Below are 14,506 nucleotides of genomic sequence, written 5' to 3' on the forward strand. Positions count from 1 at the left end.
GCCCCGGGAAAGGATGTTGGAAATGCTTCGTTTGATCCTCTCCGGCTGCAACGGCCGGATGGGCCGGGTGGTGGAGCACATCTGCGCCGCCCAGCCCGACCTGGAGATCGCCGCCGGCTTTGACCTGCTGGGCACCGGGGACCGGGATTTCCCCGTCTACTCCTCCCCTGCCGACTTCAAGGCGGAGGCCGACGCCCTCATTGATTTCTCCTCCCCCGCCGCCCTGCCCGCTCTGCTGGAGTTCTGCATGGAGCGGCACATTCCGGCGGTGCTGGCCACCACCGGCTACTCGGAGGAGCAGCTGGCCGCCATCGACCGTGCGGCTCAGGTCATTCCTATCTTCCGCTCCGCCAATATGTCCCTGGGCGTCAACGTGCTGCTGGCTCTGGTGAAGCAGGCGGCAGCGGCCCTGGGCAGCGACTACGACATTGAGATCGTGGAGAAGCACCACAACAAGAAGGTGGATGCCCCCAGCGGCACCGCCCTCATGCTGGCCGACGCGGCGGCGGAGGTCCTCCCCTGGCAGCCGGACTACGTGTATGACCGCCACAGCGTCCGCAAGGCCCGGGAGCCCCGGGAGATCGGCATCAGCTCGGTCCGGGGCGGCGGCATCGTGGGGGACCACGACGTGATCTTTGCCGGTCGGGATGAAGTCATCACCCTGAGCCACTCCGCAATGAGCCGTGAGGTCTTTGCCTCCGGCGCGGTGCGGGCCGCCCGGTTCCTGGCCGGTGTGGAGGCCCCCGGCCTCTACTCCATGACCGATCTGGTCCAGGCCACCCTTCTGTAACGACAAAAAAGACCGCCCATTGGGCGGTCTTTTTGTTTTACTCTTCGTTCGGCGGAGTTTGAGCCTTGTCCTCTAGAGGATGGCCGTTGCCGTCGATCTTTTTGGCTTTCAGGCGGTTGTTGACCCACTCCCGCACCAGGGCATAGAGCACCGCGAAGGTGGGCACGCCCAGGATCATACCGGGGAAGCCAAACAGGCCGCCGCCGGTGACGATGGAGACCAGCACCCAGATGGCGGACAGGCCGGTGCTGTCGCCCAGGATCTTGGGGCCCAGGATGTTGCCGTCAAACTGCTGCAGGCCGATGACCAGGACGAAGAACCGCAGGGCGGCCCAGGGATCTACGATCACCAGAATGAACAGACAGGGAATGGCGCCGATGATGGGGCCGAAGAAGGGAATCACGTTAGTGACGCCCACGGTGACGCTGACCAGCATGGGATAGGGGATGCGGAAGATGGCGCACAGGATGAAGCAGAGCACGCCGATGATGGCGGAGTCGATGATCTTGCCGTTGATGAAGCCCACGAACACTTCGTTGGCGTGGCTGCAGATCTGCAGCAACCGGTCGGAGCACCGCTTGGGCAGGATAGCGTAGAGCAGCCGCTTCAGCTGGGGTACCAGCCGCCCCTTCCCCGCCAGCATGTAGACGGAGGAGATGATGGCGGTAATGCCGGTGATCACGCCGTTGCCGATGGCGAAGCCCACGTCCACGATCTGGGGCAGGGCCTGGGCCACCTTGGCGCTGACATTGCTCATCATGCTCTGGAAATCGCCCAGCGCGGTGTTGATCCCCTCGGAATCCAGGTCAAACTGCTCCGTCAGGTTCTGCACCAGCTGATTCAGGCCGTCCAGATAATACTGCATATTGCCGGCCAGGTCCTTCACGCTCTGTACCACCTGAGGAATGATGAGTCCCAGCAGAATGGCCACCACGGCGAAGGCCAGCACGTACACCAGCAGGATGGACAGGCCCCGCTTGTATTTGGAATTGGCAAACAGCTTACGCTCAAAGAAGCACATGGGCGTATTGAGCAGATAGGCGATGGCAAAGCCCACGATGAAGGGTGAGAGCACCCCTGTGAACTTGTCGATCCGGACGGTTACCACGTCGAAGTGGTTCAATCCCACATAAAACAGAATGGCAACCAGCAGAACAATGAGCAGCTGGATGTGATTCCCGTCCAGGATGTACCACTTTTTCTTTTTCCCTTGATCCTCTTTGTCGGGCACGTTGGTTTCCTCCTTTGCAGCTTGCCACACACAGTCTGCGGATGACCCGCAAAGCATATTGTATCATGGCTCTGCTGCCCCTGCAACGGGGATGATGTAAAAAACAGAAAAAGGGGACCGCCGCCCAGGCGGCGGTCCCCCCTGCTTTCTTAGCCCTGAACAGAGGCCCGGTGGAACACTTTTTTACCCTTCTTGATCATGACGCCGTCGCCGGAGAGCTGCTCGGCAGTGACCGCGGTATTCACGTCGGTGACCTTCTGGCCGTCCAGCTCCACGCCACCCTGCTCGATGAGCCGGCGGGCCTCCTTCTTGGAGGGCACCAGGGAGCACTTGAGCATCAGATCCAGAATGCCGATGGAGCCGTCGGTGAGGTCGGCGGCCTCCAGGGTGGTGGAGGGCACGTTGCTCATGTCGCCGCCGCCCACGAACAGGGCCTTGGCGGCGTCCTGGGCCTTCTTGGCCTCCTCCTCGCCGTGGACCAGCTTGGTCAGCTCAAAGGCCAGGATCTCCTTGGCGGTGTTGAGCTGGCTGCCCTCCCACTTGTCCATCTCGTCGATCTGCTCCAGAGGCAGGAAGGTAAGCATCCGCAGGCACTTGAGCACGTCGCCGTCGCCCACGTTGCGCCAGTACTGGTAGAACTCGTAGGGGCTGGTCTTGTTGGGGTCCAGCCACACGGCGCCCTTGGCGGTCTTGCCCATCTTCTTGCCCTCGGAGTTGAGCAGCAGGGTGATGGTCATGGCGTGGGCGTCCTTGCCCAGCTTGCGGCGGATGAGCTCGGTGCCGCCCAGCATGTTGGACCACTGGTCGTCGCCGCCGAACTGCATGTTGCAGCCGTAGTGCTGGAACAGGTGGTAGAAGTCGTAGGACTGCATGATCATGTAGTTGAACTCCAGGAAGGACAGACCCTTCTCCATGCGCTGCTTGTAGCACTCGGCACGCAGCATGTTGTTGACGGAGAAGCAGGCGCCCACCTCACGCAGCAGCTCCACATAGTTGAGCTTGAGGAGCCACTCGGCGTTGTTGACCATCTGGGCCTTGCCCTCGCCGAACTCGATGAACCGCTCCATCTGCTTCTTGAAGCAGTCGCAGTTGTGCTGGATGGTCTCGGTGGTCATCATCTGGCGCATGTCGGAGCGGCCGGAGGGGTCACCCACCATGCCGGTGCCGCCGCCGATGAGGGCGATGGGCCGGTTGCCCGCCATCTGGAGCCGCTTCATCAGGCACAGGGCCATGAAGTGGCCCACGTGGAGGGAGTCGGCGGTGGGGTCAAAGCCGATGTAGAAGACGGCCTTGCCCTCGTTGATCATCTTGGAGATTTCCTCCTCATTGGTGACCTGGGCAATGAGGCCGCGGGCCTTCAGTTCTTCGTAGCAAGTCATGTTCATTCTCCTTTTATCTCAATGATGTTATGATCAGTATAACCGCTTTCCGCAGTGGGGACACTTGGCGTCGTCCATGTCGTGGAGCTGGCCGCAGCCGGGACATGGGACCTGAGCGATGCCGCTTCCGTCCTCTTCCGGCGCTTCCACCGCATAGAGCTCCAGCTTTTTACACTGGCGGCAGCAGTAGATGTCTACGGTCAGCGCCCCGGACAGCAGGTTGTCCCACGCACCAAAGATCCAGCCAAACTGTCCCTTTTGGATACGCTCCTGTCCCACATGTCCCATCTCTCCGCCGCAGCGGAGACACACTTCCCGTTCCATATAACGCCCCCTTTCATACAAAAAGCCCTCTGTCCTTTCGGACAGAGGGCGTAAAAACGCGGTACCACCTCTGGTTCGCCCTTTCCTCGCGAAAAGAGCCTCATGCCGTGCCAACACACGGCGGCGCGATAACGGGCGCACCCGACACGGCCCTAGTAGGGGTCTTCCCCGTTCAGGCGGCTGCTCCAGGGTGTATTTCCCAGCCTGTCCCCTCCCCCTTTCACCAAACCGGGGGCTCTCTGGGCGGGACGTGGGTCGGTACTTCTCCCTGTCATCGCAGTGTCATATTGAGATGGATTATAGAATATCTTTTGCCGTTTGTCAAGAGCTCAGAACAGGCCGTTGTCATGCATGGGGACGATGCCGCCCACGTCATGCTCTACGCAGTCCCAGTGCTCGGCCAGCTTGCCGTCCTGGAGCCGGTAGAGGTCGAAGACCTTGTTGATGGTGCCGTTGCCCTCCATGGTGCACTTGAAGAAGACGCACACCAGGTCCCCGTCTTCCAGAATGTGCTTGATCTCCATGTGGGGCTTCATCTGGAAAAAGCCGTTGGCAAACTGCCGGAAGCCCTCCCGGCCGCTGGCGGCATTGGGGTTGTGCTGGATGTAGTCCTCCCGCATGTAGTCGTCCAGCTTGCTCAGGTCGTGGGCGTTGAACACCTCTTCGTAAAACTTCAGGACGATCTCCTTGTTGGTCATACCGGTCTCCCCTTTCGTTTCTTTGCAGGGGCAGATCGCTGACCCGTCCTGCAGGTTCTCAACTTAACAAAACTTAGCTTTTGTGCAGTCGCTTGTACTCGTCCGCGCTGTCCAGCAGCTCCTCGGCGGCGCCCAGGGTGGCGTCGGTGATATGCTCGCCGGAGGTGAGCCGGGCTAGCTCCTCGCAGCGGCGCTGGCGGGTCAGGCGCTCCACCTGGGTGTAGGTGCGGCCGTCCCGCTCCCCCTTCTCCACCGAGAAATGGACGTGGGCCATGGCGGCCAGCTGAGGCAGATGGGTAACGCACAGCACCTGCTTGGTGCGGGCCACGTCGGCCAGCTTCTCGGCCACCTTCTGGGCAGCCCGGCCGGACACGCCGGTGTCCACCTCGTCAAAGACCATGGTACCCACCTGGTCGTTCTCGGCCAGTACGTTTTTCAGGGCCAGCATGATGCGGGCCAGCTCACCGCCGGAGGCGATCTTCTGGATGGGCTTCAAATCCTCGCCCACGTTGGCAGACATGAGGAACTGCACCTCGTCCATGCCGGTGTCGTCCATGGCGAACTCCCCCGGCTTGGGCTGAAACTCCACCATGAACCGGACTTTCGGCATGTCCAGCTGGGCCAATTCACTCTGAATGCGCTGCTCCAGAGCCTTGGCCGCTGTTTTTCGAACTTCGGTCAGGGCCTGCCCCGCCTTCTGGGCGTCGGCCAGTGCCTTGGTCTTCTCCTTCTCCAGCCGGGCGATGGTGTCGGTGGAGAACTGGATCTCATCCAGCTCCTTTTTGCAGCGGTCCAGGTAGTCCAGCATCTCCTCCACCGAGCCGCCGTACTTCTTTTTCAGCCGGTGGAGCACGTCCAACCGGCTCTCGATCTGGTCCAGCTCCCCCGGCTCGAAGTCGAAGGCGTCCCGCAGATCCCGGATCTGCTCGGCAATGTCGTCGGCAGCGCACCGGACCTCGGTGAGCTTTTCCAACAGCTCGGCGGCCTGGGTACTGATACGGGCCGCGCTGTGGAGGGACTGCTCCGCCTCCCCCAGCATGGCGGCGGCTCCCTCCCGCTCATCGTCGCCGGACAGGGCCAGATGGGCCCCCTCTACGCTCTCCATCAGCTTGCCGGCATTGCGCAGCAGGTCCCGACGGCCGGTGAGCTCCTCCTCCTCCCCGCTGCGCAGCTCGGCCCGCTCCAGCTCGCCGATCTGGAACTCCAGGCTGTCGATGCGGCGGGCCTTCTCCGCCTCGTCCATCTGGAGGGCGGAGATCTCCCGGCGGATGGCGGCCAGCCGGTTGTAGGCGGTGCGAAACCGCTCCAGGTCGGCCCCGGTGTCCCCGAAGCCATCCAGGTAGTCCAGGTGACACCGCTCATCCAGCAGCTGCTGCCCGTCGTGCTGGCCGTGGATGTTGAGCAGAAGACGGCCCAGCTGACGCAGCTGGGACACGGTGATGAGCCGGCCGTTAATGCGGCAGATGTTCTTGCCGTCGGGCTGAATCTCCCGCTGAATGAGGAGGTTGCCGTCCTCGTCGGGACCCACGCCGTTCTCCCGGAACCAGTCCAGGGCCGGCAGGCCGGTAAACACGGCGTTGACCAGGGCGGACTTGGCCCCGGTACGGATCAGGTCCCGGCTGGTCCGCTCTCCGATGATGGCCCCGATGGCGTCCACCACGATGGACTTGCCCGCGCCGGTCTCGCCGGTGAGGGCATTGAAGCCCTTGTCAAACTGGATGTCCGCCGCCTGGATCACCGCAATATTCTCAATGTGAAGCAAAGAAAGCATAAAGGCCACCACCTTAGCAGACCCGCGCCCTCGGGCGCGGGTCAGATATGGATCTTATTTCAGCATGGCGTGGATCTCGTTGCAGAACTCCGCCGCATCCTCATTGGTGCGCATAATGAGAATGGCGGTGTCGTCGCCTGCCAGACTGCCCACCAGGCTGGGAATATCCATGCCGTCAATGGCGGCGCAGGCCGCCGAGGCCAGGCCGGGCATGGTCTTGAGTACCACGATGTTCTGAGCCACATCGAAGGAGGTGACACCCTCCTTGAAGATGGTGCGCAGCCGGCCGGCGATGTTCAGGGAGGCCTTCCGCTCCGAAACGGCGTACCGATAGGTACCGTACCCGGTCAGCTCCTTGATGAGATGGAGCTCTTTGATGTCCCGGGAAATGGTGGCCTGGGTGGACTGCACGCCTCTGGCCCGCAGTTCGGTCAGAAGCTGGTCCTGGGTGTCCACATCCTGCTCTGCAATGATTCGCAAAATCTCCTGCTGCCGTTTCGCCTTCATGGCTTACGCACCTCCCAATTTGTGATTCAAGATCTCATAGAAAGTCCGGCCGGTGACCCGGACCAGTCTGGTTTTAGATTTGGATACCTTGGCTTCCACCACGTCGCCTCCGTTGAGCTTGAAGGCCTTGCCTCCGTCCACCGATAGGAAGGCGGTCTTGCGGGCCATCCGCCCCAGCTTGATGGACACCGTCCGCTCATGACCCAGCACGAAGGACCGGGCGGACAGAGCGTGGGGGCAGATGGGGGTCACGATGATGTTCTCCGCCGTGGGCTCCACGATGGGTCCGCCCGCCGACATGGAGTAGGCGGTGGAGCCCGTGGGGGTGGAGATGACCACGCCGTCAGCAGACATCTTGGTGATGGTGGTCTTGTCCCCCAGCACCTCCAGGTCCACCACCCGGGCCACGGCGCCCTTGGTGAGGGCGGCGTCGTTGAGGGCGATGTCGGAGTAGATCACCTTGCCGTCCCGGCGCACTGTCACGTCCAGCATCATCCGCCGCTCCACGTCGTACTTACCGGCGGGCAGCTTGGAGAGCATGGACAGCTCCCCCAGCTCCAGCTCCGCCATAAAGCCCACACTGCCCAGGTTGACACCCAGAATGGGCACATTGAACTGGTTAGCGTCCTTGGCGGCGTGGAGGATGGTGCCGTCCCCGCCGAAGCACACCAGGATATCGGCGCTCTTCAGCTCCTCCTCGGTCTGCTTGAACTGGATGTGCTTGGGGAACTCCACGTTGCTCCCTTCCACAGAGAAAGGCAGGCAGATGGCGGTTTCCACTCCCGCCGCCTTCAGAATCTTTTCCGCCGCCTGTGCGGCCTTCAATCCCCGGTCCCGATAGGGGTTGGGGCTCAGTACTACCTTCATTATCCGGCTCCTTCCAGGGCCGCGTGGGAAGCCTCCACCAGGGCCGCCGGATCACCAGCCCAGGGCGTTCCGCCCCCGCCGGCCAGCAGGTGTCCCAGGTATTCAATGTTGCCCTCGGGTCCTCTGATTGGTGAAAAGGTCATGTCCTTTACGGTAAAGTCCGCTTCAGCGGCATGACCGAGAAAATTCTGAATGACTTCCAGGTGGACGGCGGGGTCCCGCACCACGCCCTTCTTGCCTACCTTTTCCCGTCCGGCCTCAAACTGAGGCTTGACAAGGCAAACGACTTGCCCATTCTCCTTCAGCAAGCCGCGCAGAGCGGGCAGGATCAGCTTCAGGGAGATGAAGGACACATCCACGCTGGCAAAGTCCAGCTCATCGGGGATCTGCTCATGGGTCAAGTAGCGGGCGTTGGTGCGCTCCAGGCACACCACCCGTTCGTCGCTGCGCAGGGACCAGGCCAGCTGGCCATAGCCCACGTCCACGGCATACACCTTCACCGCGCCGTTTTGCAGCATGCAGTCGGTAAAGCCGCCGGTGGAGGCGCCGATGTCGCCGCACACCGCCCCGTCCAGGTGGATGCCCTCAAAGGTCTTCATGGCCTTCTCCAGCTTCAGGCCGCCCCGGCTCACATAGGCTAGAGTCTGGCCCCGCACCTCGATGTGGGCGTCTTCGGGGATCTGGGCCCCGGCCTTGTCCACCTTCTGCTCTTTTACATAGACCTGGCCGCTCATGATGATGGCCTGGGCCCGCTGACGGCTCTCCGCCAGACCCTGCTCCACCATCAGCACATCCAGTCTTTTTTTAACGATTGCCATGTCCGCAGACCTCCAACGCCTTTTTGTACAGGGATGCCCCGTCCAGCCCGCACAGGGCCCGCAGCTGGGCCACCGAGCCGTGGGTCACGAAATCAGGGCCGGTATTGACCAGCACCGTTTGGGCGGATACCCCCCGCTCCAGCAGTCCGGCGGCAATACGCTGGCCCACGCAGTTGCCGGGAGCGCACTCCTCCGCCGTCAGCAGACGGCCGGTCTTGCGGACCGATTCCACTACCGGCTCCAGGTCCAGCGGGGTGATGGTGTTGAGCTTGATGACCTCGGCCTGGATGCCGTCAGCCTCCAGGAGCTTCGCGCACTCCAGCAGGCCGTTGATGGTGATGCCGTATCCTGTCAAGGTAATATCCTTGCCGGTACGCAGCACCGCAGTCTTTACCGGCCCGGAGTCCTCCTGATAGTCCCCCTGGCCCCCTCTGGGATAGCGGACGGCCACCGGCCCCTTCACCTCATAGATGGCATGGCGGAGCATGGCCTCCAGCTCCGAATAGCTGGAGGGGCACAGCACCGTCATGCCGGGCACTGTGTCCAAGAAGGCGGGGTCAAAGACGCCGTGGTGGGTCTCGCCGTCCTCCCCTACCAGCCCGGCCCGGTCCACACCGAACACCACGTGGAGCCCCTGAAGAGCCACGTCATGGAGCAGCTGGTCATAAGCGCGCTGTAAGAAGGAGGAGTACACCGCAAACACCGGCAGCATCCCCTGCTTGGCCATACCGGCGGCCATAGCCACCGCATGGCCCTCGGCGATACCCACGTCAAAGAACCGGTCGGGGAACTGGGCAGCAAAGCCGTTGAGGCCTGTTCCCCCCTGCATAGCGGCGGTGATGGCGCACAGCTTGGGGTCTTCCTCCGCCAGCCGGCACATGGTCTGGCCAAAGACAGCGGAGAAGTTGGTGCCGCCGCTTTTGAGGACCTCGCCGGTCTCCACACAGAAGCGTCCCACGCCGTGGAACTGGTCGGGATTTCGCTCGGCAGGTGTATAGCCCTTTCCCTTTACTGTTCTGACGTGGAGCAGCACCGGGCCCTTCAGGTCCCGGGCGTAGGTCAGCAGTCGGGTGAGGCCCTTCACGTCGTGGCCGTCCACGGGACCCAGGTAGGTAAAGCCCATGTCCTCAAAGAGGCTGCAGGGCAGCAGGGTCTCCTTGATGGCGGTCTTGACCTTGTGGGTCACCTTGTAGATGCCCCGGCCCAAAGCGGTGGCTCCCATCACCTTCCGGTAGCCCCGCTTGAAGCGGAGGTACTGGGGCTTGAGCCGCTGGCGGGCCAGATGGTCGGCCACGCCGCCCACGCTCTTGGTGATGGACATACCGTTATCGTTGAGGATGACGATGAGGGGCTCCATGCTGTCCCCCGCATCCGACAGGCCCTCGTAGGCCAGGCCGCCGGTGAGGGCGCCGTCGCCGATCAGGGCCAACACGCTGTAGTCCTTATGTTGTAAAGTTCTTGCCCTTGCCATTCCAAGGGCTACGGAAACCGAGTTGGACGCGTGACCGGCGATAAAGGCGTCGGTCTCGCTCTCGGTGGGTTTGGGATAACCGGCCAGACCGCCGAAGGAGCGCAGAGTCTCCATGGCGCCGTTGCGGCCGGTGAGGATCTTGTGGGCATAGCACTGGTGGCCCACGTCAAACACCAGCCGGTCCCGACCGGTATCAAACACACGATGAATGGCAACGATCAGCTCCACCGCCCCCAGGCTGGAGGCCAGATGGCCGCCGGTGCGGGAGACCACATCCAGGATGCGGGCCCGCAGCAGGCCGCACAGCGCAGCAGCCTCACTGTCGGTCAGGGCGCTGAGATCGTTGGAACATTGCTCCAGACTAAGAATGGTAACACCTCCCGGTGAAGGATGAGGCAGAGCGGCTTTAGCTCCACAGCCAGGCGCCGCCAAGGCCGATGGCCACGCCCAGCAGGCCGCCCATCAGCACCTGGAAGGGGGTGTGGCCCAGCAGCTCTTTCAGCTCCTTGCCGAAAATGGCGGGCTTCATCTCCGTCCAGTGCTCCATGATATAGTTGAGGATCTTGGCCTGCTCCCCTGCCGCCTTGCGGACGTTGGCGGCGTCGTACATGACCACGATGGCCACCACCGCCGCGATACTGAACAGCGGCGAGGACCAGCCGTACATGAATCCCACGGAAGAAGCGCAGGCGCACACGAAGGCGGAATGGGAGCTGGGCATGCCGCCGCTGGCCATGATGTAGTGCCAGTCCAGCTTGCGCTTGGTGAAGAGCACCACAAACACCTTGAGCACCTGGGCCACGGCCCAGGCCAGAATGGCCAGGTTCAAAATCAGATTGCCGGTCAAAAAGTCTACTACATTTCGCATAGGTCCCTCACTTTTCGCGGCTTGCCAGAGAGCGGGCCAGCCAGCACAGGCTCTCGCCCTCTTCTCCGAACAGGGACAGGGCCTCCACCGCCTCGTCGGTGAGCTTATCCACCAGGCAGCGGCACTCGTCCAGTCCCTTCAGAGTGACAAAGGTGTTTTTCTCGCTTTTCGCGTCGGAGCCCACCGGCTTGCCCAGAGTTGCCTCGTCGCCCACCACATCCAGGATGTCGTCCTGGATCTGGAAGGCCAGGCCCAGGCGCTCGGCGTAGCGGCACACAGCTTTCCGCTGCTCCTCGCTGCCGCCGGCCAGCACACAGCCCATCTCGGCGGCAGCCCGGATGAGGGCGCCGGTCTTGAGCCGCTGCAGCTCCTCCACCTCGGTCAGGCCCATAGCGTGGCCTTCCCCCGCCATGTCCAGCACCTGGCCGCCCACCATGCCCTGGGCGCCGGCCGCCCGGGCCAGCACCCCGGCAGCCTCCAGCACCCGCTGGGGAGGCAGCTCCACCGACGGGTCCAGCATCCACTCAAAGGCCGCCGTCAGCAGAGCGTCTCCCGCCAGCACCGCGGTAGCCTCGCCGTACACCTTGTGGTTGGTGGGCCGGCCCCGGCGCAGGTCATCGTCGTCCATGCAGGGCAGATCGTCGTGGATCAGGGAGTAAGTATGGATCATCTCAATGGCCCCGGCAAAGGGCAGAATGTGCTCCGGCTCCCCGCCGCACAGGCGGCAGGTCTCCAGCATCAGCACCGGCCGGATGCGCTTGCCTCCGGCCAGCAGGCTGTAATTCATGGCGTCGTACAGGTCTCCCCGGGGCGCCCGGTCCTGAAAACAGGTCTTGAGCCAGGCCTCCGCCATGGCTCTGTGGCTGTCCAGCCGCTCCTGCTCTCTCATGCCTGTCCCTCCTCAAACGGTTCCTCCACCGGCTGACCGTCCGGCCCCGCCAGCAGCTTGCGCACCTTCTGCTCGGCGCTGTCCAGCTGAGCCGAGCAGCCGCCCAGCAGCCGGGTCCCCTCCTCAAAGAGGGTCAGGGCCTCCTCCAGGGGGGCATCCCCCTGCTCCAGCCGTTTTACGATCTCCTCCAGCCGGCCCATGGCCTGCTCAAACGTCCGTTTTTCTTCTGCCATGCCCAGAATTCCTTTCCAAAAGCAGTAAAGCTAAACAACTTGACAGTTTATCTCGCCATCGGCCACCCGCAGCTTCAGAGCGTCGCCGGGAGCCACGTCGGCGGTGGAGCGGACCACAGCGCCGTCTTCCTTCCGGGGAATGGCGTAGCCCCGGCCCAGCACCTTCAGGGGGCTGAGAGCGTCCAGTTTGGAGGCCAGGGCGCCGAAGCGCTGCCGCTCCCGGTTGAGGGCGCGGCTCAGCCCCGCCGCCAGCTTCTCCCGCTGGTAGTCCAGCACCATCCGTTTGTCGTCCACATAGTTCATGGGGTCCTGGAGGGCCCGGCACCGGGCCGCCCGGTCCAGATCCTTCCGGGCGCTCTCCAGCTTGTGGCCCATGGCCTGGGCCAGCCGTCCCTCCATCTGACGCAGCCATACGGCCACCTCGTTCTGATCGGGCACCGCCAGCTCGGCGGCGTTGGAGGGGGTGGCCGCCCGCAGGTCGGCCACAAAGTCGGATATGGTCACGTCGGGCTCATGGCCCACCGCCGAGATCACCGGGATCGCCGAGTGATAGATGGTACGGGCCACATTTTCGTCGTTGAAAGCCCACAGGTCCTCCATGGACCCGCCGCCCCGGCCTGTGATGATAAGATCGGCCACCTGATGCTGGTTGGCCCAGGCAATAGCCGCGCAGATCTCACCGGGGGCCTCCGCCCCCTGGACCCGCACCGGCAGGAGAAAGACCTCCGCCATGGGCCACCGGGCCCCCAGGATGCGCAGCATATCCCGCACCGCCGCACCGGCGGAGGAGGTGATCAACGCGATCCGCTTGGGGAATTTGGGGATAGGCTTTTTGTGGGCCGAGTCAAAAAGGCCCTCGGCATACAGCTTCTGCTTCAGCTGCTCAAAGGCCAGATGCAGATCCCCCACCCCCTCCGGAGTGAGGGCGGAGCAGTACAGCTGGTACTGCCCATCCCGGGGAAAGACCGCCACCCGGCCGAAGGCAATGACCTTCATGCCGTTCTCCGGCCGGAACCGGAGGGACATGGCCTCCCGCTTGAACATGACGCAGCGGATGGCCCCCTCCCCGTCCTTCAGGGAAAAATAATGGTGGCCTGAGGGATAGGCCTTGTAGTTGGAGATCTCCCCCCGGACGTACAGGGCGGTGAGCTCCCGGTCCCGGTCCAACAGGGCTTTGATATACTGGTTGACCTGGGAGACCGTGTAGATGTTACTCATGTAAGGTCACCCGCCTTTACGGCTCTCCAGGTGAGAATGGCGGTGCCCATGGCATTGTCGGTGGAGAACCGGGGCTGGGCGAACACAGCGCCCAGGGGCTCCATCACCTGCCGCAGCAGGGAGTTGGAGGCTACGCCGCCGGAGCACAGCACCGGCAGGCCGGGATACTGCTCCAGAGCGGCCAGGGTGGTGCGGCGCACCACGTCGGCCACCGTCAGCAGGGCAAAGCGAGCGATGTCCGCCGGCTTCTCCCCCTGCTCCGCCATGGCCTTCACCTTGTTCTCCATACCGGAGAGCGAAAAGGTAAAGCCGTTGAGCTTTACGGTAAATTTCTTGGCCTGACCCTCCCGGGCCAGCTGGTCCACCGCCTTGCCCGCCGGGAAATCTAGTCCCAGCAGCACGCCGGTGCGGTCAATGAGCTGTCCGGCAGAGATGTCGCTGGTGCCTCCCAGCAGGGTGGCTTTTACATTGACACCCTCCGGCTCCACGTGGAGCAGCTCGGTGGTGCCGCCGGACAGGTGCCAGGCCAGCATGGGCCTGTCCAGCAGATCCATCCGGCCCGCCGACCAGGCGGCGGCGGCAATGTGGCCCTGCTGGTGGGAGCAGGCAAAAAAGGGCACCCCCAGCGCGGCGGCCAGGGTGCGGCCCTGGCTCTCCCCCGCCAGGAAGCAGGGCATATAGGAGCCCTCCACCGCCCGGGGGCGGGTGGAGGCTCCCACGGCAGCAATACCGTCCAGCCAGCCGCCCTCCTTCAACTGGGCAAAGCGGTCGGGCAGGGCCTTGACGTGCTGGAACAGGGCGTCGCTCTGCCGCAGGCCCAGCTCGCCGGGGCGCACCTCCAGCAGGCGGCCGGCGTTCTCGCCCCCCTCCCCGTCAAAGACGGCGGCGGAGGTGGTGTAGTTGCTGGTGTCGATGCCCAGGGTACGCATCAGTCCTGGGCCTCCGGCTGCTCCTTCAGGCCCACGGGGTCGGGAATGTGCTCACCCCGGACGAAGGAACCCAGGATGCCGTTGACAAAGGAGACCACCTCGGGCTCCTCGTAGTGCTTCACCAGCTCCAGGGCCTCGTTGATGGCGGCGGCGTTGGGGATGTCCTGCATGTACAGGATCTCATACATGGCCACACGCATAATGGCCACAGCCACCCGGTTCATGCGGGAAAACTTCCAGCCGATGGCGTACTTGGAGATATACTCGTCCAGCTCGGGGGCGTGGTCGTACACCCCCTCCACCAGGCGGGTGATATAGGCGCGCTGGGCCTCGTTGGGGAATTCGGCGTAGAGGGGCTCCTCCTCCCCGATGAGGGCAAAGGTCTTGCGGTTCAGGGCCTCCTCCAGCAGCTCGCGGGCGGTCTGTCCGGTAAAGCCCAGCTCAAAGGTCAGGTGAACGGCGATCTCTCGGGCGGCAGTTCTGGTCATGATGGTTCCTCCATTCCGGCGTCCT

The 14,506-nt window shown here is 63.4% G+C and carries 16 protein-coding genes and 1 other annotated feature; of the genes, 1 reads left to right on the top strand and 15 read right to left on the bottom strand.

Translation table 11 applies throughout. The features are described from left to right. Positions 1–22 precede the first annotated feature (22 nt). Positions 23–790, top strand: a complete 768-nt coding sequence (gene dapB / locus J9789_RS05750; protein ID WP_209343444.1) for a 4-hydroxy-tetrahydrodipicolinate reductase — start codon at positions 23–25, stop codon at positions 788–790. 37 nt (positions 791–827) lie between these two features. On the opposite strand, the gene J9789_RS05755 is transcribed toward dapB, so the two are convergent. The 15 genes from J9789_RS05755 to nusB all read right to left on the bottom strand — a co-directional run bounded on the left by J9789_RS05755 (position 828) and on the right by nusB (position 14,481). Continuing rightward, positions 828–2,021 (bottom strand): AI-2E family transporter, encoded by a 1,194-nt coding sequence (locus J9789_RS05755; protein WP_209343446.1) that lies wholly within the window; start codon positions 2,019–2,021, stop codon positions 828–830. Positions 2,022–2,170: 149 nt separating this feature from the next. Continuing rightward, on the bottom strand, positions 2,171–3,400 hold the full coding sequence (tyrS, locus tag J9789_RS05760; RefSeq protein ID WP_209343448.1) for a tyrosine--tRNA ligase: 1,230 nt from the start codon (positions 3,398–3,400) through the stop codon (positions 2,171–2,173). Between the two features lie 33 nt (positions 3,401–3,433). Continuing rightward, a complete protein-coding gene (locus J9789_RS05765; RefSeq protein ID WP_209343455.1) occupies positions 3,434–3,724 on the bottom strand; it encodes a hypothetical protein in 291 nt (96 codons plus the stop codon). Between the two features lie 41 nt (positions 3,725–3,765). Further along, positions 3,766–4,008 (bottom strand) — a binding site (T-box leader). Positions 4,009–4,053: 45 nt separating this feature from the next. Beyond that, complete coding sequence (locus J9789_RS05770) at positions 4,054–4,422, bottom strand: nuclear transport factor 2 family protein (RefSeq protein ID WP_209343458.1); 369 nt, start codon at positions 4,420–4,422, stop codon at positions 4,054–4,056. A 73-nt stretch (positions 4,423–4,495) separates the two neighbouring features. After that, positions 4,496–6,193, bottom strand: a complete 1,698-nt coding sequence (gene recN / locus J9789_RS05775) for a DNA repair protein RecN (protein WP_209343460.1) — start codon at positions 6,191–6,193, stop codon at positions 4,496–4,498. A gap of 54 nt (positions 6,194–6,247) precedes the next feature. After that, entirely contained in the window at positions 6,248–6,700 is a 453-nt protein-coding gene (locus J9789_RS05780) for an arginine repressor (RefSeq protein WP_087333961.1), read from the bottom strand. Positions 6,701–6,703: 3 nt separating this feature from the next. After that, positions 6,704–7,567 (bottom strand): NAD(+)/NADH kinase, encoded by an 864-nt coding sequence (locus tag J9789_RS05785; RefSeq protein WP_209343463.1) that lies wholly within the window; start codon positions 7,565–7,567, stop codon positions 6,704–6,706. Continuing rightward, a complete protein-coding gene (locus tag J9789_RS05790) occupies positions 7,567–8,385 on the bottom strand; it encodes a TlyA family RNA methyltransferase (RefSeq protein WP_209343465.1) in 819 nt (272 codons plus the stop codon). Before J9789_RS05790 ends, J9789_RS05785 begins: the two co-directional genes overlap by 1 nt. After that, positions 8,372–10,216, bottom strand: a complete 1,845-nt coding sequence (gene dxs / locus J9789_RS05795; RefSeq protein ID WP_209343753.1) for a 1-deoxy-D-xylulose-5-phosphate synthase — start codon at positions 10,214–10,216, stop codon at positions 8,372–8,374. Before dxs ends, J9789_RS05790 begins: the two co-directional genes overlap by 14 nt. Positions 10,217–10,262: 46 nt before the next feature. Continuing rightward, positions 10,263–10,724 carry a divergent PAP2 family protein gene (locus J9789_RS05800; protein ID WP_209343467.1) on the bottom strand — a complete coding sequence of 154 codons (462 nt, stop codon included), beginning with the start codon at positions 10,722–10,724 and terminating at the stop codon, positions 10,263–10,265. Between the two features lie 7 nt (positions 10,725–10,731). Then, the gene (locus J9789_RS05805) at positions 10,732–11,613 is read right to left on the bottom strand and encodes a polyprenyl synthetase family protein (RefSeq protein WP_209343485.1); all 882 of its coding nucleotides are present in this window, start codon (positions 11,611–11,613) and stop codon (positions 10,732–10,734) included. Continuing rightward, positions 11,610–11,846: an exodeoxyribonuclease VII small subunit gene (gene xseB, locus J9789_RS05810; protein WP_209343487.1), complete on the bottom strand. Its 237-nt coding sequence runs from the start codon at positions 11,844–11,846 to the stop codon at positions 11,610–11,612. Before xseB ends, J9789_RS05805 begins: the two co-directional genes overlap by 4 nt. A 30-nt stretch (positions 11,847–11,876) precedes the next feature. Beyond that, on the bottom strand, positions 11,877–13,064 hold the full coding sequence (gene xseA / locus J9789_RS05815; RefSeq protein WP_209343489.1) for an exodeoxyribonuclease VII large subunit: 1,188 nt from the start codon (positions 13,062–13,064) through the stop codon (positions 11,877–11,879). Then, on the bottom strand, positions 13,061–13,993 hold the full coding sequence (locus J9789_RS05820; RefSeq protein ID WP_209343490.1) for a DNA-binding protein: 933 nt from the start codon (positions 13,991–13,993) through the stop codon (positions 13,061–13,063). The genes xseA and J9789_RS05820 overlap by 4 nt, the downstream gene beginning before the upstream one ends. Then, positions 13,993–14,481 (bottom strand): transcription antitermination factor NusB, encoded by a 489-nt coding sequence (gene nusB / locus J9789_RS05825; protein ID WP_209343492.1) that lies wholly within the window; start codon positions 14,479–14,481, stop codon positions 13,993–13,995. The genes J9789_RS05820 and nusB overlap by 1 nt, the downstream gene beginning before the upstream one ends. Positions 14,482–14,506 lie beyond the last annotated feature (25 nt).

The sequence above is a fragment of the Flavonifractor sp. AGMB03687 genome (assembly GCF_017811815.1).
Lineage (GTDB): Bacteria > Bacillota > Clostridia > Oscillospirales > Oscillospiraceae > Flavonifractor.

Excerpts from the sequence above, each read along its gene's own strand:
- recN (WP_209343460.1), bottom strand. The coding sequence starts at position 6,193 with ATGCTTTCTTTGCTTCACATTGAGAATATTGCGGTGATCCAGGCGGCG.
- xseA (WP_209343489.1), bottom strand. The coding sequence starts at position 13,064 with ATGAGTAACATCTACACGGTCTCCCAGGTCAACCAGTATATCAAAGCC.
- J9789_RS05820 (WP_209343490.1), bottom strand. The coding sequence starts at position 13,993 with ATGCGTACCCTGGGCATCGACACCAGCAACTACACCACCTCCGCCGCC.
- xseB (WP_209343487.1), bottom strand. The coding sequence starts at position 11,846 with ATGGCAGAAGAAAAACGGACGTTTGAGCAGGCCATGGGCCGGCTGGAG.
- J9789_RS05765 (WP_209343455.1), bottom strand. The coding sequence starts at position 3,724 with ATGGAACGGGAAGTGTGTCTCCGCTGCGGCGGAGAGATGGGACATGTG.
- nusB (WP_209343492.1), bottom strand. The coding sequence starts at position 14,481 with ATGACCAGAACTGCCGCCCGAGAGATCGCCGTTCACCTGACCTTTGAG.
- dapB (WP_209343444.1), top strand. The coding sequence starts at position 23 with ATGCTTCGTTTGATCCTCTCCGGCTGCAACGGCCGGATGGGCCGGGTG.
- J9789_RS05780 (WP_087333961.1), bottom strand. The coding sequence starts at position 6,700 with ATGAAGGCGAAACGGCAGCAGGAGATTTTGCGAATCATTGCAGAGCAG.
- J9789_RS05785 (WP_209343463.1), bottom strand. The coding sequence starts at position 7,567 with ATGAAGGTAGTACTGAGCCCCAACCCCTATCGGGACCGGGGATTGAAG.
- tyrS (WP_209343448.1), bottom strand. The coding sequence starts at position 3,400 with ATGACTTGCTACGAAGAACTGAAGGCCCGCGGCCTCATTGCCCAGGTC.
- J9789_RS05790 (WP_209343465.1), bottom strand. The coding sequence starts at position 8,385 with ATGGCAATCGTTAAAAAAAGACTGGATGTGCTGATGGTGGAGCAGGGT.
- J9789_RS05800 (WP_209343467.1), bottom strand. The coding sequence starts at position 10,724 with ATGCGAAATGTAGTAGACTTTTTGACCGGCAATCTGATTTTGAACCTG.
- J9789_RS05805 (WP_209343485.1), bottom strand. The coding sequence starts at position 11,613 with ATGAGAGAGCAGGAGCGGCTGGACAGCCACAGAGCCATGGCGGAGGCC.
- J9789_RS05770 (WP_209343458.1), bottom strand. The coding sequence starts at position 4,422 with ATGACCAACAAGGAGATCGTCCTGAAGTTTTACGAAGAGGTGTTCAAC.